The organism is Paralcaligenes ureilyticus (assembly GCF_004346225.1).
Taxonomy (GTDB): domain Bacteria; phylum Pseudomonadota; class Gammaproteobacteria; order Burkholderiales; family Burkholderiaceae_B; genus Paralcaligenes; species Paralcaligenes ureilyticus.
The window spans coordinates 177,296-199,363 of the sequence record NZ_SMAJ01000003.1 but is presented as its reverse complement, the minus strand read 5'-3'; the positions used below and the strand labels follow the sequence as shown (position 1 = coordinate 199,363).

The window sequence follows — 22,068 nt, the reverse complement described above, 5'->3', positions numbered from 1 at the left end:
CGGATTATGCAAGGTATTTATCGGCCGAAAGGCCAAGAATCTTCAAAGCGTCCAATTTCGAATTCCGCTCCAGCTCGGCATAGACAGAGATCTCGTTACGCACCTTCATGCCCAAGGCCTCTTCGAACATCGCCTGATTGGATACGAGCTTGTAATCCTTCTCTGTGTTTTCGCTGCCCAGATTCGACTGGAATATCCCGGCGGCGCTGACCGGCAGGAAATCTTCATAGGTAATAGGATCGAACCGAATATATCCTTGCTCGACAAGCTCATCCCAGGTCTGCGCGGCAATAGCCGGCTTGGCGGCGAGCGTATCGTGATTGACGCGTGCATAAAAAAAACCCAGGCCCTGGTTTCGCAGTATCTCGAAACTATCCGGAAACTGCTCAAAAGCCTTGTTCAGCGCATCTTGATAAACCGTGGCGTACATATCTTTATTGACGCCCCGGGTCATCTCGCGGACCTGCGCAATAAGCTCGTCGTAAAGCGCACGCCCGGCTTTGGTCAAGGCCAGGCCGCGCTGCTCGATCTCGCCAAAACGCGCTGTATGCGTGCCGCCACCGCTATCCTGGTTCTTGAAAAAAATGGGTTCGCGAAGCGCCATGAAACTGGTTTGACGCAATAATATCGGGCACACTCTTCGCGGCGGCCCCTCGATGGTTTCCTTGGCCGTTATGCCGTGTTGCGGCATGCGCGACTGCGCGAGGTCGATATCCAAAGTGCGCGGCGTCAGGTGGTTGATGTGGGGGCCTTTGAAACACACCACATCCGCTATCAGGGGATGCGCCTTGCGTAACGAGTCATAGGTTTTTTCATCAACCGTTGCCTCATGGTGCCATCTGAAAGTAAACAAGGCTTCGTCAACGAATTCTTGGGCCTTTTCGGGCGTTAACCCGCCATTTTCCTCAAATTGCTCGATAAGCTTGAGGCACGAGGGTGTGAAAATCGCTCGTTGCGCCAAAATCTCCGCTGCCTTCTCGCGCAGCGCGTCATCCTCGATAAGTTCCAGCCGCAGCAAAGAAGTAAACACCCGGAACGGATTGGCGGCCAGAGCCGCTTCTTCGACCGGCCTGAACGCCGTTGAATGAACCGGAACGCTGGCGACGGTCAGGTCATAATAACCGACAGGCATCATGCCCATCACGGCAAACAGGCGGCGCAGCGTCGCCAGCTCCAGCGGCGTCCCGACTCGGATAGCGCCGTGCCGTTCGACATCCAAGCGATTCAGCTGACCGGTGTCGCCCAATTGCCGCCTTATTGTCCCGTCTTGAGACAGCACATGGGTGTTGACCTCTTTAACCAGCTCAAGCAGCGTACCGTACTGAGGCACCTCCTTCTGATACATCGCCGACATGGCTTGCGAAAATAAGGTGCGCGTATCATCCGTGCTGATAAACGTATTGTCTGACATTTACTTTGATCCAAAATCTTGATTGATGAACGATGATTGCCGTGTTTGCGCCCGCAGCAGCAGCTCGGCTATATGCAAAGTGTCCCGGCGCACGCCCTGCTTGATCTGTTCTTTGCAGCTGAAACCATTGGTCAAAACTATCGTATCCGGCTTGGCCGCGCGCAGCGCGGGAAATAACACCTGCTCGCCAATGTTTCTCGACAGGGCTTCATGGTCGGGATTAAAACCGAAAGAGCCCGCCATACCGCAGCAGCCGCTGTCCAGCTGGATCCACGTTGCCCCCATGCGATTCAACAGCTCCTGATCGCCTTTGACGCCAAACAGGGCTTTCTGATGGCAATGCGTATGTATCATTACCTCGACCTCAAGCCGCGGCGGCTGGTAGTCCCGGGAAACCAGGAAATCGCTCAACAGCCACGCATTATCGGCAATCCGCCTAGCCCTGGAGTCGCCGGGAAACATTTTCACCAACTCGTCCTTGAATACCGACATGCATCCTGGTTCAAGGCCAACCAGCGCCACCGGCCCCGCTTGCCCGTCTTCAAAGGAACTGCCGATCGAATCAATGATTTGCTGCAGCCGGCTCTTGGCTGCATCGAGATAGCCAAAATCGTACAGCGGCCGGCCGCAACACAATTTCTTGTTCGGCAGCACCACATCGAAGCCTGCATGATCGAGGACTTTCTGGGCTGCCCGCGCTACATCGGGGTGAAAATGCTCGCAAAAGGTATCGACCCAAAGCATGACCCTGGGACGCCCCGAAGAGGCAGCGGCCCGGTATCCATGGCGAAATGTGTGTCGGGCGAATTTTGGAAGGCCGCGACCGGCAGCTACACCGGCTAACTTCTTGGCAAAACCGGCCAGCCAGGGAGTTTGCGTAAGGAAATTGGACAGGCCGGGCAGCTTGGCCGCCCATGGTGCCCAATCGCCAATGCGCCCCATGCTCCAGGCCTGTCGCGGGCGCATTTTCTTTTCGTAGAAATGCGATAAAAACTCGGCCTTGTAGGAGGCCATGTCAACATGCGTCGGGCAGTCGCTGCGGCAGCCTTTGCAGGCCAGGCAGGTATCCAGCGCCTCTTTGACTTCAGTGCTTTGCCAGCCATCCGTAATGATTTCACCCTGGAGCATTTCCCACAATACGTGAGCTCGGCCGCGCGTAGAATATTTCTCGTCACGTGTGGCCCGGTAGCTCGGGCACATCGTGTTGCCTTTCAAAGAACGGCAGCGCCCCATGCCGATACAGCGCTCCAGCTCACGCTGAAAGCCCGCCCCCTCGGGGCTTATGAACTGCATGCGGGTCACCGGCCCTACCACTTTGTAATCCGGGCCTACCCGCAAATTCTCGTCCATCTTGTTGGCAAAGACCACCTTGCCGGGATTGAGCCGATTGCCGGGATCCCATATCCGCTTGAACTCTTCCAGGGCGAGCATAAGCTCTTCGCCAAACATGATGGGCAAGAACTCGGCCTTGGCCTGGCCATCGCCATGCTCACCGGACAGAGAGCCGCCGAACTCGACCACCAGCTCGGCCGCCTCGCGCGTGAACGCGCGCCATTTCGCCACGCCTGCCGTGCTGCGGGTATCGAACGTAATCCGGGCATGAACGCAACCGTCGCCGAAATGCCCGTATAACGATGTTTCATAACCATAGCGATCAACCAGTGCCTGAAACGCCCGCAAATAATCGCCCAGGCGCATCGGGTCCACAGCGGCATCTTCCCAGCCTACCAGTGGATCAGGCCGCCCCGGCTCGATCGAGATCGAGGTGGCCGATGCCCCGGTTTCGCGAATCAGCCAGACCCGGCTCTGAGTGGGCCCATCGGCGATCAGCTTGGTGCTGACTCGCGAACCCGCGCGCTGGTTGAAATAATCGGCCGCGCGCCGGGCCTGCGCAATGGCATCCTCGACCGTATCAGCCCCGAATTCCACAATAACCCAGGCATCACCTTCGGGCAGCAAGGCAATTTCTTCGGCACGCAGTTGGCGCGCTTGCAACCCGCGGATAATCTGGCGATCCAGGCCCTCGATGGCAATGGGACCGAACGGCATGTATTCCGGGACGGCGTCGGCCGCGAGATAAATATCGTCGAAACCCAGAATCAGCAGCACTCGCTTTTGCGGGCTTTTGACCAGGCGGACCCGGGCCTTCAAAGTCAGAGCGCAGGTCCCTTCGGTCCCTACCAGGGCTCGCGCTACGTTAAAACCGTTTTCGGGCAGCAGCTGATCCAGGTTATAGCCCGACACACGACGCTTGATGTTGGGAAAGCGGGCTCGAATCAGATCACCGTATTTATCCGAGAGCCTTTTGAGGTCGGCATATATCTGGCCTCGTCGCCCACCCGCAGCGATGATTCCCTTAAGCTCGGCATCGGTGGTGGGGCCGACCCAAAAACGTTCGCCATCGTAAGTCATGACTTCGAGCGCCTCGATGTTTTCCACCGTTTTTCCCGCCATGACTGAATGGGCACCGCAGGAATTATTTCCGATCATGCCCCCGAGCGTGCAACGGCTATGGGTCGCAGGGTCCGGCGCAAACGTCAATTCGTGAACTTCCGCCGCATCGCGCAAGGTATCGCAAACTATTCCCGGCTCAACGACCGCGCTGCCGGCCTGCGGGTCCAGCTCAAGAATTCGGTTGCAATACTTGGACATATCGAAAACAACCGCCACGTTGACGCATTGGCCGTTTTGCGAGGTTCCACCGCCTCGCATCAAAACAGGCACCTGATGCCGATGGCAAATTGCCGACGCCGCTACAAACTCCTCGATAGTCCGGGGAACCACGACGCCAATGGGTATTTGCCGGTAATTCGACGCGTCCGACGCATAAAGCGACTTATGCAAATTGTCGAAATGGACCACATCGCCCAATGCATTTGCCAAGTCGCTCTCAAGAGCATTCCAGGCCGATGCCTGACGAGAAGGTTCAATCAGTTGATTCATGCTAAGCCGCACTCTTCTTGCTGGTTATGCCGTTTTGGTTATGAAATAAATCTTCTTCACGAACGAATCCACCTCCCAGCGCCCGTGATAGCCCTCCGGCATCACAAATGAGTCACCAGCCCCCAGCGCGTTGACCGTACCATCCAGGTCGACAACGCGGCAGGATCCTTCCACAATATGACCAAATTCGATGTAGCCGGTTGTATCGGCCTGGAATGTGCCGCTCGTGCTTTCCCACACCCCGCCGTGAACATTTCCTTCATAGCCTTCAAACATGGCAACACTGCGGAAACAAGCGTTGCCGCTGAGCGGGCGTTTGGGTTGACCCAAGGTTGGATTGGTTAAAGGCCCAGTACTAAAACGAACCAGGCTCGGGTTTTTATCTGACACGGCGCTCTCGATATAAAAAGATAATGGCAGGGGAAAAGATAATGACAAGGCATGCACGTACGCGCTGTCCGCAAGCAGCCTTATCAGAGGGCTGCAATCACAACAATTTCAACTTTGTACCCTGGCAAGGCCAGGACGGCCTGGCTAGTCGCTCGCGCGGGCGGATTCGCTGGGTCGATCCAGGCTTCCCAGACTTTGTTCATTTCCTTGAAATCGGCCATGTCGGCCAACAGAATCGTCGCTTGCAAGAGTCGGGATTTATCGGTGCCGGCCTCGCGCAGCCAGCGATCGATAGCGGCGAGGATCGTAGCCGTCTGCTCCTTGACGCTCTCGCCGGCAACGCCAACCTGGCCCGCCAGATACACCGTATTGCCGTGAATAACGGCGGAACTGGATCGACGATTCGGATTAAGCCGCGCAATAGTAGTCATGCCATCAACCTCGCTATCAAGAAATTATTTCCGGCCCAACCCAATGGCCATTGACCAGGTCCGTCTGCCCGTGCTGTGCCCGATGGCCTGGGTCATCCGTGCCTTTTTAAACGCACTACTGAAAAATCGGAGCCATGCATTTGCGGCCGGTTCTACCAGCCGGTCCGCTGCTCCATACGATCCAGAACCCTGTAGTAATTGCCTACAATCGGCAGAAACCATGGATTGCCGTAATAAAGAGGGTTGGATGGAAACGGAAGGCTGTCGAACCCGCATGGCGCCCTCTGGGGATCGAGCATTTTCATGGCTGTCTGGTAACCTAAATAGGTTGCCATGGAAACTCCCGCACCCTGGCAGCCTCCCGCATAATGAACCCCCGCATGGACGCCCATGTGCGGCAGGTGATCAAACGTAAAAGCCACATTGCCCTTCCAGGCATGGGTAATGCGCGTATCCTGGACTTGCGGCCAGATGCCGCACATAAACTGATGCAGGCTACGCGCGGACTCACGCTCGTTAACGTCTCGAAAACTGGCCCGGCCTCCAAAAATAATCCGCCGGTGGTCGGGCGTTAGCCGATACCAGTAAAGAATGCGTTTGGTATCCACCAACATGCGCTTGTTTGGATTCAGTTCGCGCACCAGAGCGGGCGAGATCTCTTCGGTGGCGATGACAAAACTGGTGATCGGAATAATACGTTTGCGCAAATAGGGCATGACCTCGCCGCTATAGCCGTTAGTCGCCACAAAAACCTGATCGGCACGCAAATTCCCACGCGACGTCGCAAGGGCAAATTGCCCCGCACGCTGCTCAATCTTATCGACTTTGGCAAAGCCGTGCAGAGTGCCGCCGGCCGCTTTGTACGCCTCGCGCAATGCGCGATGGTAGCGCCCAGGGTTGATGCCGCCGCTTTCTTCGACCACCATGCCCCCATGGTAGAAGTCACTGCCGATTTCCTCGCGTTGCCGAGCCTTGGGAACCATGCGCACGGTCAAGCCCATCTCACCAACCAGGTTGGTAGCCTGCCGTTCCTGGCGCAAATACGCTCCTGGAGAATGCGCACCGGTAAAGCGCCCACAACGCTCATACTGAACATCGAAACCCTCGCGCTTTAAAAATGATTCGAAGTGCGTAAAAGACGCAACCGAATCACGCACCATATGAGAAAAACGCTCTTCACCCAACTTGGCCCGCATGGCCTCGGGCACTTTGAGGCCTCCGCTGACCATGCCGCCATTTCGAGTGCTGGCACCCTCGCCAATCCGGCCCGAATCCAATACCGCGACCTTCAGGCCCTTGCGGGCCAACTCGAGGCCCGCCGCCAGGCCGCAATAGCCGCTACCGACAATGGCTACATCGACGACGGCGGGAACCGGGTTACGCTCATCAACAGGAGGCGTTTCATCCCACCAGTAGGGCCTGATGGCAAAGTCCGGATGAAAAAGACCGCCTAAACCAGTCATGCTGTCGCATCCTTGAAATACAAAAGAGTAGTGACTCCCATACGGCTGACCGGCCTGTTCATGGCAGGCTCGATGCGCTCTCGGAGCCGCCCGCATAAGAAGGGTTGAAATTTTCCCGCACGAAATGCTCGTAGTCGGCCACTTGCCTGCCCACCTCGGGAGCATCCCATCCCATAATGTCGGCAACCGCCTGGGCTGCCTGGCGCGCCACATTCAGGCCCATGTTGTGTCCCCACCCCAAACCGACCCGCCGGAACATCAAGTCGCTCAAAGTGCGCACATGTTCATGCCGCGCGGCATGGCGCAGATTCGCAATGCTGACATTCGGATATTCGGCATCGACAGGCGGCGAGGAGCGATCTTCAGGAAAGAGCTTGGCGGCGTGCGATAACTTGCCCGCCGGCCGTGTCGGCTTGATCGCCTGACCGATACGTTCGGCTATTTTCTCGCCGGCGTAACGGTGATTCATGATCGGCATTCCTGTAAGCGCTATGGCATTGGGCAGCCCTTCGGCCTCCAGCTCATGGATGCTTAATAATTTGACGATGTCTTTTTCGCCTGTGGCCGCAGTTCGAGGACGCACACCGCACCAGGAATACACAATATCTTTTTCAGTCAACTTGAAGGTGGGGAACAGGAAATTGGCTTCTTTCAGAACGTAGTCGATCTCTTCGGGCAACACACGCGCATCGTCGGGGTCACCTTCGAAAACGGTGTCGGTCGGGCCAAAAAAATGATACTTTCCCCAAGGCATGCAGTAGTATGGCTGCCCGATACTGCTGATCGTCTCCAAGCCCTGCCCTTCGCACTCGGGCGGCAATTTGACGACCAGATTTATCCCCTTGATGCCTATCAAGTGTTTTTTCCGGGCCGGCTTATCCGTTTTGGCTATCACGCGGTCCACCCAGGGTCCGGCCGTATTGACCAGCATGCGCCCCGTTACCTGCGCCGTTTTGTCCGACCCCAGCCCATCCTTCAATGACACAAGCCAGGAACCGTCGGGCTGAGATTCAAGACGGACTACCTTGACGTAATTACATGTTGCTGCACCCAATCGTTCGGCGTCCAGAATCGTATCGACACAAATGCGTTCAGCCCAGTTGTACTGATACTCCGTATAAACACCCACACTCTCCAGGGAACTGTTTTCGGCCAGATACTTCGCCATGCCGTATTTCCCGGCCGCCTTCTTTGCGGACATTCGCCTGTAATTCAAGCTGACCTTGGAAAACCCTATCAATTCCAGTGCGCGAAAGCCCAAGTCCACTTTCCAGCCTGGATAGTCGCTCTCTTTGTGGACCGGGAAAAAAAAGGTATGGGGAATTAACCGCTCGGGCATCGTCTGGACGAGTTGAGTCCGGGATTTCATGGCCAGACGCGCCATGTGGATCCGGCGCATCAAATCACCCGGCTTCAGAATAAATTGCCAGACCGGATGGTCCGGCGACAAATGAGCCAGGCCGCAATACAACAGCCGGCTCGAACGGCTGCTGGTGCCGCTGCCGAAATCGCCCTTGTCAACCAGCAAAACCTTATAGCCTTTGGCGGCCAGGTTCTGGGAGGCGCTGGCACCCGCCGCCCCCCCGCCGATAACGATCACGTCAAAACTTTGCCCATCAATTTGCGTCAATCTTTCAACCACAGGACACTCCACTATTTATTCCCATGACGGCACAGATAGGCATCTGTCCGGCCAACCCGTTCAATTTCCGTCAAACTCGGCAAGCGCCGGTTCGTCCTCTGGCTCAATCACCACCTTCACTTCCTCAAGCCAGCCCTGACGCAATTCCGGCACAGAACCCAGCAACAATTTTGTGTAGGGCTCGCGCGGCTCAAGCAAAACCTGCGCGGCCGGGCCGCTTTCCACGACGCACCCATGCTGCAAGACCACCACTTCGTCGGCCAGCGACGCCACCGTCGCCATATCGTGACTGATAAAAACAATGGCCAGGTTAAGACGGTTACGCAGGTCTTCGACCAGCCGGATAATGGAGGCCGCAACAATCGTATCCAGAGCAGAGGTAATTTCATCGCACAGTAAAACCTCTGGCTCTGCGGCGAGAGCCCGAGCCAGGTTGACTCGCTGTTTTTCACCGCCCGATAGCTGGCCCGGCTTGCGCGCGGCATAATGCGCAGGCAAATTGACCATCTCCAGGAGAGCGGCAATTCGCGCTTCTCGCTGCGCCGGCACGACATGGCCAAAAAACTTCAGCACCCGTCCCAGGGTTCGGCCAATAGTATGTTTGGAATTCAAAGCCGTATCGGCCGACTGAAACACCATTTGCACACGCCGCAACTGCCCGCTGGTGCGGCCCTCGATACCGTTTGCCAGGGTTTCGCCCGCTACGCGCAACTCGCCGCTCGCTCGGCAATGCAAACCCGCCACCACACGCGCCAGGGTGCTCTTGCCGGAGCCTGACTCGCCAATGACGGCCACCACTTGGCCACGCCTCACCTTCAAGGACACGTCTTTTAAAATCAGCGCTTTAGGTTTGCCGTCGGCCCCTATCTTGCCGTAGCCGGCCCAAATGTTCCGCGCCTCCAGATAGTGACCCGATGTATTGGCGGCACGCTGCGCGGACGAGACCGAAACGACAGGCCAGCGATGACAAGCCGCTATTAACTGGCGGGTGTATTTTTCCTGTGGATTCTCGATGATCTCGGCCGTCGTGCCTTCCTCGATCAAATCACCCTTGCGCAAGACCGCTATCCGATCGGCAACCTGGGCCACCACCGATAAATCGTGGCTCACGAACAAGGCTGCGGTGCGATTGCGGCGTATCACTTCCTTCAGGGCTCGCAACACACCCACTTGTGTCGTTACGTCGAGCGCGCTGGTGGGTTCATCGCAAACGACCAGCTTGGGATGCAGCAACAAACCCATGGCAATCATGAACCGCTGCAGCTGACCGCCAGACACCTGATGGGAATAACGCGCGCCGATGCTGTCGGGCTCCGGCAGGCCCAATGCCCGGTACAGCTCGCGTGCGCGATCCAGGGCCTGTGACGAGGACATCAGCTTGCGAATCAATGCCGGCTCAATGACCTGATCATCCAGGCGCAAGCGCTGATTAAAAGACATGGCGGCGCTTTGCGCAATGTAGGCGATCTCGTGACCGCGCATCGCGCGCAGGATTTTATCGTTGGCAGTCAGCATATCGACGCCATCGAGCCGCACCACGCCGCGCTGAGCCGCCAGTCCGGGGCGCACGCGCCCCAAAGCGCTTAGCGCCAATGTGGTTTTCCCCGACCCCGACTCTCCGATCAGAGCCAGCACCTCACCCTCGCGAACCGTCAGCGACACACCATTTACGGCGGGCTTTCCTCCGTAGGCAGGGGCGATCAGCAAATCCTTTATTTCAAGCAGCGCGGCCTGGCTCATTTCTGCATCTCCGCAAAAGCACTTTCTTCGCCGCTGGCGTCCACCAGAAGATTCAAGGCAACCGACACCACGGCAATAGCCAATGCGGCATAGATGGAGGCATAGGAACCCGCGGCAATACCTTCGATATTTTCACGAACCATGCCGCCCCAGTCCGCCAAGGGCGGCTGAACACCCAGCCCCAGAAAACTTAAACTGCTCATGAACAAAATGGCAAAGCTGACCCGAATGGCGAAATCGGCGGCCATGGGATAAATGACGTGGGGAACAATTTCGCCAAAGACCAGCCAGGCCGTGCGTTCCCCTCGAGCCTGAGCGACGCGCACAAAATCTTGCTGTATCAGGTCCAGGCCCAGCGACCGGGCAATCCGGAACACACTCGCGGAATACACCAGACCGGTAATAATCACAATGACGTGGATGGACGATCCCAAGGCCGCCACCACCACCAGGCCCACGATAATTTTCGGCAAGGACAAAACCACATCAACGACCCGGCACAACACCAAGTCGATCCACCCGCCCTTTACCGCGGAATACAAACCCAGGCTATCGCCGATCAGATGAGCCAGCACCGTGGCGCCCAACGCCATCATTAGAGTAAGACGCGTACCCCCGATCAGGCGCGACAGGACATCGCGGCCCAAAACGTCGGTGCCCAGCCAGGCTTGCGAGCTGGACAACTGAAACGGGGTATAGGACACAAATTTGGTCGGGTCGTAAGGTTGCAGGTACGGTGCGAATATTGCAACCAGCACGCATCCCAGCAGCACAATGACGCTGGCCCACAAGACCAGAGAGACAGGTGGCTTCTTGGAGGTAGTATCGGCCGGCCCACTTGCCGCCCTGATCGTTGACTCGGTGGATTTCATTATTGTTTTCCTGACATGACCTTCAGTGGCCTACCCTGGAGCCGCGTACATCGAACACGGCCGCAAGCGTATCGGACAACAGAATCAAAACGACATACACGGCGCTGAAAAGCATGGCGCAGGCTTGAATCACCGGCATATCCCTGGAAAGAACGGAATCGGTCATCAGGCGCGCAAGCCCCGGGTACGAAAAAATAGTCTCCACCACCACAACGCCGCTGACCAAATAGGCCACATTGAGCGCAACCACATTGGCGATGGGCCCCACAGCAAGAATCAGGGCATGTTTGCGCACGATTGTTGTGCGCGGCACGCCTTTGAGCATCGCCATTTCGGCAAACGGCTGGCTCAACAAATTACTGATAATGGCGCGGGTCATCCGGGCGATTTGCGCCGTAACGACGATGACCAGCGTCATAACCGGCAAAAACAGAGCCTTGATCTGCGCTTCGACCCCCGCACCGGGAGTCAAATAAGAAATTGCCGGAAACCAATGCCACTTGACGGCCAGAAACAATACGGCAATCGTCGCGATCAGGAATTCCGGCGTGGCCGATAAACCAAGCACCACAACAGACCCGACACGATCCATCCATTTACCGGTGCCCAGGCTCATCAACAATCCCAGGCCTATTGAAAGGGGCACCGCAATCAGCGCGGTAACACCGGCCAGCAGCCCTGTATTGGCCGCGCGTTCGGACAACATGGAAGCAACCGGGGTTCTGCTGACCATGGAAACGCCCCAATCGCCCCGCAACATACCCGCCAGCCACTCAAAATAGCGATACACGGCGGGATGGTCCAATCCCATTTGAGCGCGCAAAGTGGCTACAGCCTCAGGGGTTGCATATTGACCCAAAGAAAGCTGGGCCACATCGCCCGGCAATATCTGGCAGCCCACAAAAACCAGCATGGAGACAAGCCAAAGCACAAACAAGGCCAAGAAAAGGCGGCCTACCCAGAATTTCGTCATCCACGATTCCTAATTCGTATACGCTGCCGGCAGCCAGGCCACGCGGGGCGGGCGATGCCCACCTGGCTGGCCGCCTGCCCGCTACTCTTAGCTATCCAGCCAGATTTGATCGGTAAAGAAACACCCTCCCATGGGCGCAATCGGAATGGGCTTCAAGCCCTTGACGCGATTCGAAAGGCCATCGACAAAATTAATGAATGCCGGCAATACCAAAGCGCCCGAATTATGCAAAATCGCGTCGATTTCGTGATATATCGCGATACGCTTGGGCTCGTCGACCGTGGCGCGAGCCTGATCGATCAGCGAATCGAGCGCCGGATTACTGTAATGGGAAAAATTCCATGGAGCGCCGGTCTTCCAGGTCAAATTCAACAATATGTTGTACGTGGGGCGCGGATTGAACGTAGTGGCAAAAAATGGCCGTTTCCCGACGATGGCAGACCAGTAACTATCGGCCGGCTCTTTTTTCAAATCCAGGTTCAAGCCTATATTGGTCGCCTCGCGCTGCAAGATCTGCCCAATATCCACACTGAAGGCCGACGCATCGCTGACATGCAGTGGCACCCGGTTGTTTCCCACCCCGCTTTTTGCCAAATAGAATTTGGCTTTATCCGGATCCGCCTTGCGTTGTTCCAGCGCCGTATTGCAATAGGGGGAGCCGCTGATAATCGGGAAGTCGTTGGCAATCACACCGTTGCCCAGCAACGAGGTGCGCAACACGCGCTCACGGTCTATCAAATAACTCAGGGCAAGGCCTAAATTGGGATTATTCGCCGGAGCCATATTGACTGCGCCCTGTATGGCGGTATAACGCGGGGCCTTGGTGATAAACGGCTGGGCGGTCGCCGAGCCCTTCAACTGGGCAATGCTGGGGCCTCGAATATCAATGGCCATCTGCACATCGCCCGACAACAGGGCATTGGCTCGAGCCACCTGATCGACGATAGGGAACATTTCGAATTCGTCGATATAGGGCTGGCCGGACTTCCAGTATTTGTCATTGCGCACACAAATGGTTCGCACACCCGCAGTGAATTCCTTGACGACGAAAGGCCCCGTGCCGATGGGCTTTGAAAAATCATAGGTACCGCTTTTGACAATCGTAAAAGGACTGGTGCTTAGCGTTACGGGAATATCGGCGTCGGGCTCCTGCAGCTCAACCACAACTGTCTGCGGCCCGTCTATCCTGACTGCCTTGATATTCGCCACCAGTTGCTTGGCGCTGGACACGACCTGTTTGTCCTGATGGCGCAAAATGGAGAACACGATATCTTCCATTTTCAACGGTGAGCCATCGGAATAAACGATTCCTTTGGCAATCTTGAATATCCATTCCTTGCCGTTGGCACTACTTTCAAATGACTCGGCCACCTCTGGCAGGGCCTTGCCGTCGACATCCATGCGAGTCAAATAACTAAATATGCTGGCACATCGGATAAAGTCGCCGGGGTTGAGCGCGCGTGCGCCGTCAAAGGTATCGTTCGCCCCTTGGGAATTCAGGGCTATGCGTACCCGGCCCCCTTTTTTCGGACCGCCCGCGGCTGTCGTCGCGGCATAAGCCGTTTGAAAAACGCCCCACCCAGCCAAGGATGCGCCAGCGCCCAGCAGCAACCCGCCGAATTGACGCCGGTTTATCGGCCTGCCTGCTGCCGGCACGAGGTCAATATTTTCCTTATCCCGCTTGCTATCTTTTTCGGACGCCATAGCGCCTCCTTTGACATGATGGGCTTTGATAACCACTTCTACACCTTACGTTCGGTATACTTTATTATCCAATAAAGATTAATTCAATAGGGTTATCCCCTAATATTGTAATTTATTTGGCTTATTTTATAATTTGAGTATACCCAAAAAGAATTACGTATACGGAACCTCACCAACAAGGTTACCGTTAAACGGCCAAACATGGCCACGACAAAGGAAGCCTTATGCTGAACGAGAACCAAACCCTGAGCACTGAGTTCCAGCATCCGGAAACGGTTCCGTTAGGCAACCGGGTCTACGAGCACCTTAAGGCCGACATTCTTGCGCAAAAGATACTGCCCGCCACTCTCTTGCAAGAGTCCGAGCTTGGAGAGCAATTCAATGTCAGCCGCACGCCGGTCAGGGAGGCGCTGCGGCATTTGCTGAACGAAAGCCTGATCAGGCGCAGCGGCCGTTTCTATCAAGTCATAGAAATGTCGACCAAAGAAATTCAAGACCTGTACGAAGTGCGAGAAGCACTCGAGCGAATGGCCGTGCGTCTATTTATAGAACGGGCAGGCGATGCGTCCATAGAGAAGCTTTACGCAATCATTGAAAATCAATCTCAAGCCTTGTCAGCCAAAGATCTGACGGCTTTCGCGAATTTCGATACCGAATTTCATCTAACGATTGCCGCGACCACCAACAACCCCCTGCTGCTTGAGCAGCTTTCTGCGGTACACGACAAGGCCAAGCTGGTACGCAGGCGCGACGCAAAAACAACGCCAAATTGGTTTAACGGGGTCATTGCCGAACACGAACGCATATTGAATGCGCTAGGCCGCCGCGACATAGCCGTGGCGGATGCCGAAATGCGCTACCACCTCAACAGCGTCGTAAGGCTGCACCGGGGGCTCAAACAAGAGCCTCGGGGGCCTTCCGCTTCAGCCATCTAAAAACCATCGTATAAAAGGCAGCACATGAAAACGGTGTACATCGACTGCACGGAATATGGGCATTCCATCATCAAAGAACATTCCCTGCTCGACAGGATACCCGGGTTGGTATTGAACGTGGGCGACCCCGACGAGAACGCCCTACATTCTCTATTAGACGGGGCCACCGCCATCGTCAATGGGCATACCGTCATGGATGCCGGCCTGCTGGGCCGGTGCAGTGCGCTCAAAACCATCGTCTTTCTAGGCACCGGCGCATCGAGCTATATCGACCTGGCTGCCGCCGAAAAATGCGGCATCAACGTTCTGACTGTGCGTGGATACGGTAACCGGACCAATGCGGAACACGCGCTTGCGCTAATCCTGAGCGCATCGCGCAATATTGCCAGCATGGATCGCGAAATACGACAGGGCAAATGGGCCACCCCGGTAGGCATGGAACTGTCGGGAAAACGCCTGGGCGTTGTCGGTGCGGGCGGCGTGGGAGCCGAGCTCATTAAAATCGCCCACGCGTTCGGCATGGACGTTGTCGCCTGGAACCGCAGCCCTATCGCCGAAGGCCTGCCCTGCAAACAAGTGGCGTTCGATGAGCTTTTGATTTCTTCAGATGTCGTCTCGCTGCATCTGACTCTCAACGACGCCACTCGCGGCATAATCGGAAAGAAACAATTGGCCATGCTGAAAAAAGAGGCCATTTTGGTCAACGTCGGGCGCGGTGCGCTCATTGACGAGCCGGCACTCATCGAGGTTTTGAAAAACAAAAAAATCCGGCATGCAGCGCTGGACGTTTTCACACAAGAACCCTTGCCGCCCAACCATGAATTGACCAGGCTTGACAACGTAACCCTCACTGCCCATGCCGCTTTTAACAGCCACGAAGCCATGGCGCGCCTGTTGTCTCAAGGATTCGACACCTTGGCCCAGGCAATAAACAAACATTAATTGCCCACTCCATGGGAAAGCCTCGATGCAAGCCTACACACCATACGCCACGGCCAGTGGATGGAATCAAATAGCGAAAGCCAGCGGCCGCTGCCACGAAAAGAAATTAAGCGGCAACCTGCGCATTAAATTCGCCATAGTCGGAGCCGGCTTTGCAGGAGCTGCCGTCGCAAGACGGCTATGCGAACTCTACCCGGACGACGAAATCGTCTTGCTGGACGCCCTCTCCGCGGCAGAAGGCTCAGCGGGCAGAAGCTCGGGGTTCATGCTGGATCGGGCCGATGCCAAAATAGATGTCAGGGGCGCCGGGCCGGAAAGCGACTGGCACACCGATATTCTGCAAGCAGGCCGGGAGTGGCTGGAACATATCGTGTCGAGCCACCACATTCGCTGCGACTGGCGCGACATCGGACACTATAAAACGTCCACGACGGCACTGGGCGCCAAAGAGCTCGATGCCTTGCTGGCCAAGCTGGATGCAAAGGGCATGCCCTATCGCCAGCTTTCCAGCGACGATATTCGCACCGAGCTGGGCGCTGCGCAGTGCACCAATGCCGTGTGGTTTCCCAACTGTGTGCTTATCCAGCCCGCCGAACTCATACACGGCCTGCTGGCCACCCTCCCCGCGCAAGTCAAGCTTTACACCGGCTCCCCCGTCGACCGGCTTGACCGGGGGGCTCCGCACACATTGAGCGTCGGGCAAAATCAAATCCAGGCCGACACCGTCATCTTCTGCAACAACGTCACGCTGCCTTTTTTCGGCTATGGCAAGTACCGGCAAATTACCGTCTACACCTATGCCGGCATGACACCGGAGCTTCCCGCCGAAGAATTGGACAAATTGGGGCAAGCCTCAGACTGGGGAGCGACGCCCGCTGAAAGACTAGGGGCCACAACTCGGAAACTGAACTCGCGGCGCTTCCTGTTCAGAGCCGGGTTCTCCTATAAGAAGGAGCTGGTTCCCGGCGACATCAATGCTGCTTTGCGCGATCAGTACGCAAAAAAATATCCCCAAATGAAAAGCCACCAGTTTGAATATACCTGGGGCGGCGCGCTTAGCATGACGCGTAACGGGGTGCCGATTTTCGGCAAGATGTCCGAGAACATTTATGCCTTGTCTGCCTGCAACGCCTCCGGCATCCTGAAAATGACGGCTCTGGGCAAGCTGTTGGCTGAAGAAATAGCCGGTGTAGGCAGCCGTCTGCTGGCCGACACCGAGCGATACTCCAAACCCCTATGGATACCGCCCGAACCCATACGCAGCCTGGCCGTCAATTATAATTTTTCGAAATTAAAAAGGAAGATGCGCGAGGAAGCGTGAAGGCATCAACCTGGGTCTGCGCAAGCCTCATTGCGGCGCGACCTATGTCTATTCCCGCTAAGCTATTCATGGTTGCGCCGCGCCGCCATCGAGAAGCGGGGGCAAGGGCTTTGCCCCCCTCGCCACCTCCTCAAACCGACCCTTACCCGTGCTGCATGTACACCACATGCGTCTCCATATACTCATAGAGACCATGCTTGCCATCCGCGCCGCCGATACCTGACTTGCGCCGGCCAGCATGAAACCCCTGCATGGCCTCGAAATTTTCGCGGTTCACATAGGTTTCGCCAAACTCCAGAGCGTGGCAGGCGCGCATCGCACTACTCAGACTGGCCGTATAAATCGACGAAGTGAGGCCATATTCGGAATCGTTCGCATAGCCGATTGCTTCATCCAGGCTGTCCACGACCTGAATCGGCAAAACAGGGCCAAAAATTTCCTTTTGCATGATTTCCATATCATGCCGGCACTCGGTCAGAACGGTGGGCTCAAAATAGCAGCCTGCCTTGGTATCGACCACACTGCCGCCCAGAGCCACGCGAGCGCCCGCATTTCGCGCGTTTTCGACCATGCCTTTCACCTTGATCAAACCGGCCTGATTGATCAAAGGCCCAAGCTCGTTGCTGCTATCTTCCAGGGGATCACCGATCTTGACGGCTTGCATCAAGGCAATAACCTTGGCCGAAAAAACTTCGGCCACCGGGCGCTCCACATACACCCGCTCTGCGCAATTGCATACCTGTCCACTGTTGATGATGCGCGAATCAACGATCGCCTTTGCGGCCAGGTCCAGGTCGGCATCGGCCAGGACGATCGCCGGCGCCTTGCCGCCCAGCTCCAGATTGACCCGGGTCAGGTTCTTGGCGGCGGCCTGCATGATGGCACTGCCGGTTTTCACGCTGCCGGTAAAGCTGATCAGATTTACGGCTGGGTGCCCGGACAAGCTGGCTCCCGTCGTAGCACCTTTGCCGCTCACCAGATTGAACACTCCCGCGGGCAAGTCAGTCTGGGCAACAAGCTTGGCGAATTCGAAGGCGTTAATAGGCGTTTCTTCGCTGGGCTTGATGACGATGGTGTTGCCAGCCACCAGGGCAGGCGCGAGTTTTCTTGCTATCAGGAAGAAAGGAAAATTCCACGGCAAAATGCCAGCCACCACGCCGATGGGCTTACGCAACAGAAATATGCTCTCGCCTTCCCGATCGCTGGTAATGACTTCGCCCTCGATCCGGCGCGCCCACTCGGCCATATAATCGATATAGTCCGCTGTGAAGTCAACTTCGACTTGAGCCAGGCCCAGGGTTTTGCCTTGTTCGGATGTAATGATATGAGCAAGCCGTTCACGATGCTCCCGAACCTTGGCCGATATTTTCCGCAAATACGACGCTCGTTGAATAGCCGTTTTTTTTGCCCACAAAGGCTGTGCTTTCTTGGCAGCCTGAACGGCAACGTCCACAACCGAAGAATCTGTTTCTGGAACGGTCGCCAGCAACTCCCCGTTGGCGGGGTTATACACCTTGATCGAGGAATCGGCCGACTGGGCCACAAACTCGCCATTGATATAGTTCTGGTAATTCGATGACATAGATGCCTCCGTTAAAAATAATTCGAATCAGGTACAGCGATAGAAATAATCGCGTTTAATAATGACTAACCGTCATGAACACAGCTCGAGTCGAGCCGGAATTCAGTTCCTGCCTAAAGTTCGATTTCATCCTCATCAAACAGGATGCGGCCTTCTTTGCCGCCTTTGAGCCTGACGATTTCGCCGGTCATATGCGCTGAAAGCCTGTTGGACGCCAAAAAAGTCACTAGCCCGGCCACATCTTGCACCGTGCCGACACGTCGCAAAGACGCCGTTTGCAACACGCGCCGCATTTGGGCCTTGTCCTGTTTTACCCCGGCAATCATTTGGGTGTCGATAAAACCTGGCGCTACGGCATTGATCCTGCCTTGCGGCGCAATCTTGACCAACTCATCCTTGAGCGTTGGCAGCAGGCCGCTCGTGATGGCCGCCTTGGAGGCGGCGTAGTCACAATGACCCATGTCACCCCAAACACCCGACATAGAGCCGACCATGACGGCTGACGGGTCGATTAGCTTGTGTTGCTCAATGGATTTGAAAAACTCGCGAAAGCACAGAAAAAAGGCCGTCAGATTCGTTTGCAGTGTGTCATTCCATTGGGCCAGGGACATGTTTTTTATGGGTATGCGCTCGGCCCGATAAATACCTGCATTGGCGATCAATATCTTTATGGGCCCCAGTTCGCTCTGGGCTTTATTCCACATGCGCTCTACCTGACCTTCCTCAGTCAGATCCGCCTGCACCACAACAGACCTGACTTGCGCCACAACGGGTTCTGCTTGCAGGGCCAAAGCGGCATCGATATTGCGGTGGCAATGCAGGGCCAGATGTACCCCCTCCGCCGCAAGGAAGCGCGCAATTTCCGCACCTATATCACCGGATGCCCCTGTTATCAATGCAACAGCTCCCCGCATACCCGTATCCATAAGACCTCACTTACCCTTGGCTGCGGCCAGAGTGGCATCCTGGCTATCCACATACTTGGTGTACTCAGGCAAAACCTTGTCGACGTTTTTCTGTTCTTTCAGAAATTCCGACGTGAATTTCAACGCCCGGGCCACCCCGCCCTTCTCGCCGCAACCAAGCCATTGACAACTGATTTGTTGTTCGATGCTCGGGAACGTCATACCAGCCATGGCTGTCGGCACATCCTTGGCATTCATGCCAAGAAAGTGGGCAACCTTCTTGACGGGCTCTGAATTGACCGTCCATTTATCTTTATTCTTCTCGTAGTCAGCGTAAGACTGGCTGATCGCGTTAAGAAACTTGGGCATGAAATCTGGATGATTCTTCAGAAACCCCTGATTGGCCAACAAACCATCGAAAGTGGGCTTGCCCCAGGAACTGACCACTTCAGACGTAATCAACACCTTGCCGCTTTCCAATATTTTCGTCAAGGCCGGATCCCATACGAACGCGGCATCGATATCGCCCCGCTCCCAGGCAGCCGCAATTTGTTGCGGCTGCATATTCAATAAGGTCACCTGTGTCGGTTTGATACTGAATTGCTGCAGGGCGAACATGGTCGAAAAATGCGCAGTCGATACAAACGGCACCGCTATTTTCTTGCCGATCAGATCCTGTGGCGCCAGGATCCCCGACCCGTTCCGTACTGCTAAAGACTCCTGCGATGTCGTCATGATCCAAACCACGGATGCATCCACTCCGCGACTGATGGCCGCCGCGCTGGGGCTGGAACCTGCATAGCCGATCTGGACCGCACCCGAGGACATTCCAAGTATGACACTCGCCCCCGAATCGAACTGCTTCCAGTTGATCTTATAACCCGTCTCTTTTTCAAAAGTTTTATCGACCATTGGAATGACCCATGGGTTTAGCACAGGCAAATAACCAATCGTGACCTCTTTGCTTTCTGCGTGAGTACTTCCCACCGCAAATAAAGCTAACGACACCGACAATAAAAGCTTATAAAACTTGCTCATGACTTTACTCCTCCAAAGATTGCTTATTTGTCCCTACCGTCGAGCCATCCCAAGACTGGCAACCCGTAAGGAATAGTGAATGATTTAAGGTTGCGAAACCCTATTTTCCGTACTTCCAACAAGGGCAGATCCAAACTCGTTTCCGACCCCAGCACACACTCAGACAGCACCCGCCCCATGACCGTCGACATGGCGACGCCTCGCCCATTGCAGCCCAGGCCAGCCAGCAGGCCTGGCGCGAGCCGATGAACATGAGGCAAAGCATCCATCGTCATCGCTATATTTCCTCCCCATTGATAATCCCAAGCAATTCCCTTCAAGATCGGATAAATCCGGACCGCCTCTTTTTTTATGCGTTCGTAATCCGCAAGATTATTGATTCCCTTCCCAAGCCCTCCAAAAATCAGCCGACGATCGGCTGTTTTTCTTCCATAAAAAATCAAGCGGCGCGTATCGGCAATGGATTGATTGCCAGGCAGAATTTGCTGACTCACCGCCCGGGGCAGTGGCGCAGTTGCCAATTGAATAGGCGTAAATGGCAAATAGGATTTATCAACTGCCTGATGCAAACCCTTGGTGTAACCATTGGTGCATAACAACACCCATTCAGCCTGAATCGAGCTCCCGTTGACAGCTACCTTCCACCCCTTATTCGTGGGCTCGATTTTTTCCACACGACTGTGTGTATGAACCCGCACATTGGCCTTCATGGCGGCGTTTGCCAGGCCTCGCACATAGGACATAGGCTGCAAATGCCCCGCCTTGGGGTGAAACAACCCCATCTGATACGAAGCCGTGCCTGATTCCGTATAGAGATCCTGGCCACTTTTAAACCCTATAGAGGAGCCATGACGGCGCCAATCCAGCGCCAACTCCTCCAGGCTTTGTGCCGCCGACAGGCAATGCGCAACCTGAAGCCAGCCGTTTTGCACCGGGTCGCAAGCGATGCGATGCTGTCTAATTAAATTGAAAACCTCATCGGCCGAATTAATGGTGCTGCGTATGAACCGTTCGGCAGGCCCCTCGCCAATGAGGCTCGCGATTTTCGCGGAAGTCAGGCGAATAATCGGATTGACCTGGCCGCCGCTACGTCCCGATGCGCCCCAACCTATATCTCCAGACTCGAGCACGATAATGGAAAGACCTCTTCCAGAAAGCTCCAGCGCAGCCCTCAGGCCGGTAAAACCTCCCCCAACAATCACAACATCGACTTTGGAATCACCCTTGTATGCAACGGTGTCGCGAGCAGCAATGGCTGTGTGACGCCACAGGGAATCAGGCATGCCAGGGGAGGACATATTGCTATCAGGCATCATGATTCGATGAGGTCTGATTGACGATGAAATAATATTTTTTGACCCGATCTGCCACCTTCCACACGCCACGGAATCCATCCTGCATCACCAAACTGTCACCGGCTTCCAGGAGATGCTCTGTTTGGTTTTCATCGACCACCGCAACGCTCCCTTCGGTCAACACGCAAAATTCGGTATATCCGGAAATCTCTACCTGCCAACTGCCGGCCTCGCTTTCCCAAACACCTGCTCTTTGCCCTGTGGGCGCGTCCTCGTATAGCGGCCACAGTTTTTGCTCGGGATTTCCGGCAACAATATTCTTTGCAGCCAGACTCTCAAACAAGGACGACTCGCCTTTTGCCCTTTTGATCAAAATAAATCGGCTCTTCATCAAACCCCTCTCCCCGCTGTGCATAATCAATGAAGAGCATTATCTCGGCATCCAATCAATGTGTATAATGAATTGTTATGTTGTTATTGA

Annotated in this window: 18 protein-coding genes; 3 read left to right on the top strand and 15 right to left on the bottom strand. The window is 55.5% G+C overall.

Translation table 11 applies throughout. The features are described 5' to 3' along the window. Positions 1-4 precede the first annotated feature (4 nt). The 10 genes from hglS to EDC26_RS05500 all read right to left on the bottom strand — a co-directional run bounded on the left by hglS (position 5) and on the right by EDC26_RS05500 (position 13,569). Entirely contained in the window at positions 5-1,411 is a 1,407-nt protein-coding gene (gene hglS, locus EDC26_RS05545) for a 2-oxoadipate dioxygenase/decarboxylase HglS (RefSeq protein ID WP_132580317.1), read from the bottom strand. Next, positions 1,412-4,354 (bottom strand): FAD-binding and (Fe-S)-binding domain-containing protein, encoded by a 2,943-nt coding sequence (locus EDC26_RS05540; protein ID WP_132580315.1) that lies wholly within the window; start codon positions 4,352-4,354, stop codon positions 1,412-1,414. A 24-nt stretch (positions 4,355-4,378) separates the two neighbouring features. Further along, on the bottom strand, positions 4,379-4,744 hold the full coding sequence (locus EDC26_RS05535) for a cupin domain-containing protein (protein WP_132580313.1): 366 nt from the start codon (positions 4,742-4,744) through the stop codon (positions 4,379-4,381). Between the two features lie 83 nt (positions 4,745-4,827). Then, positions 4,828-5,175, bottom strand: a complete 348-nt coding sequence (locus EDC26_RS05530) for a RidA family protein (RefSeq protein WP_132580311.1) — start codon at positions 5,173-5,175, stop codon at positions 4,828-4,830. Between the two features lie 152 nt (positions 5,176-5,327). Then, the gene (locus EDC26_RS05525) at positions 5,328-6,638 is read right to left on the bottom strand and encodes an NAD(P)/FAD-dependent oxidoreductase (protein ID WP_165930920.1); all 1,311 of its coding nucleotides are present in this window, start codon (positions 6,636-6,638) and stop codon (positions 5,328-5,330) included. A 58-nt stretch (positions 6,639-6,696) separates the two neighbouring features. Continuing rightward, positions 6,697-8,280, bottom strand: a complete 1,584-nt coding sequence (locus tag EDC26_RS05520; RefSeq protein WP_132580307.1) for an FAD-dependent oxidoreductase — start codon at positions 8,278-8,280, stop codon at positions 6,697-6,699. A 60-nt stretch (positions 8,281-8,340) separates the two neighbouring features. Further along, on the bottom strand, positions 8,341-10,020 hold the full coding sequence (locus EDC26_RS05515; protein WP_132580305.1) for an ABC transporter ATP-binding protein: 1,680 nt from the start codon (positions 10,018-10,020) through the stop codon (positions 8,341-8,343). Further along, complete coding sequence (locus EDC26_RS05510) at positions 10,017-10,892, bottom strand: ABC transporter permease (protein WP_132580303.1); 876 nt, start codon at positions 10,890-10,892, stop codon at positions 10,017-10,019. Before EDC26_RS05510 ends, EDC26_RS05515 begins: the two co-directional genes overlap by 4 nt. Before the next feature lie 22 nt (positions 10,893-10,914). Continuing rightward, complete coding sequence (locus EDC26_RS05505; protein ID WP_132580301.1) at positions 10,915-11,865, bottom strand: ABC transporter permease; 951 nt, start codon at positions 11,863-11,865, stop codon at positions 10,915-10,917. 87 nt (positions 11,866-11,952) lie between these two features. Continuing rightward, positions 11,953-13,569: an ABC transporter substrate-binding protein gene (locus EDC26_RS05500; RefSeq protein ID WP_132580299.1), complete on the bottom strand. Its 1,617-nt coding sequence runs from the start codon at positions 13,567-13,569 to the stop codon at positions 11,953-11,955. A gap of 224 nt (positions 13,570-13,793) precedes the next feature. Between EDC26_RS05500 and EDC26_RS05495 the strand changes: the two genes are divergently transcribed. The 3 genes from EDC26_RS05495 to EDC26_RS05485 are packed head-to-tail and all read left to right on the top strand — an operon-like array spanning position 13,794 to position 16,767. After that, positions 13,794-14,504, top strand: coding sequence for a GntR family transcriptional regulator (locus tag EDC26_RS05495; RefSeq protein WP_132580298.1), 711 nt, complete (start codon positions 13,794-13,796; stop codon positions 14,502-14,504). A 24-nt stretch (positions 14,505-14,528) separates the two neighbouring features. Then, positions 14,529-15,446, top strand: a complete 918-nt coding sequence (locus tag EDC26_RS05490; protein ID WP_132580296.1) for a 2-hydroxyacid dehydrogenase — start codon at positions 14,529-14,531, stop codon at positions 15,444-15,446. 25 nt (positions 15,447-15,471) lie between these two features. Next, on the top strand, positions 15,472-16,767 hold the full coding sequence (locus tag EDC26_RS05485) for an NAD(P)/FAD-dependent oxidoreductase (protein WP_132580294.1): 1,296 nt from the start codon (positions 15,472-15,474) through the stop codon (positions 16,765-16,767). A gap of 142 nt (positions 16,768-16,909) precedes the next feature. Here EDC26_RS05485 and aldA read toward each other — a convergent pair whose 3' ends face one another. The 5 genes from aldA to EDC26_RS05460 form a co-directional block, all read right to left on the bottom strand. Beyond that, positions 16,910-18,349, bottom strand: coding sequence for an aldehyde dehydrogenase (gene aldA, locus EDC26_RS05480; RefSeq protein ID WP_132580292.1), 1,440 nt, complete (start codon positions 18,347-18,349; stop codon positions 16,910-16,912). A gap of 113 nt (positions 18,350-18,462) precedes the next feature. Then, positions 18,463-19,263: an SDR family NAD(P)-dependent oxidoreductase gene (locus EDC26_RS05475; protein ID WP_165930919.1), complete on the bottom strand. Its 801-nt coding sequence runs from the start codon at positions 19,261-19,263 to the stop codon at positions 18,463-18,465. Positions 19,264-19,281: 18 nt separating this feature from the next. Continuing rightward, positions 19,282-20,292: a taurine ABC transporter substrate-binding protein gene (gene tauA, locus EDC26_RS05470; protein WP_132580288.1), complete on the bottom strand. Its 1,011-nt coding sequence runs from the start codon at positions 20,290-20,292 to the stop codon at positions 19,282-19,284. Positions 20,293-20,315: 23 nt separating this feature from the next. Then, complete coding sequence (locus EDC26_RS05465; protein WP_165930918.1) at positions 20,316-21,608, bottom strand: NAD(P)/FAD-dependent oxidoreductase; 1,293 nt, start codon at positions 21,606-21,608, stop codon at positions 20,316-20,318. Then, positions 21,598-21,978, bottom strand: coding sequence for a cupin domain-containing protein (locus tag EDC26_RS05460; protein ID WP_165930917.1), 381 nt, complete (start codon positions 21,976-21,978; stop codon positions 21,598-21,600). The genes EDC26_RS05465 and EDC26_RS05460 overlap by 11 nt, the downstream gene beginning before the upstream one ends. Between the last annotated feature and the right edge of the window lie 90 nt (positions 21,979-22,068).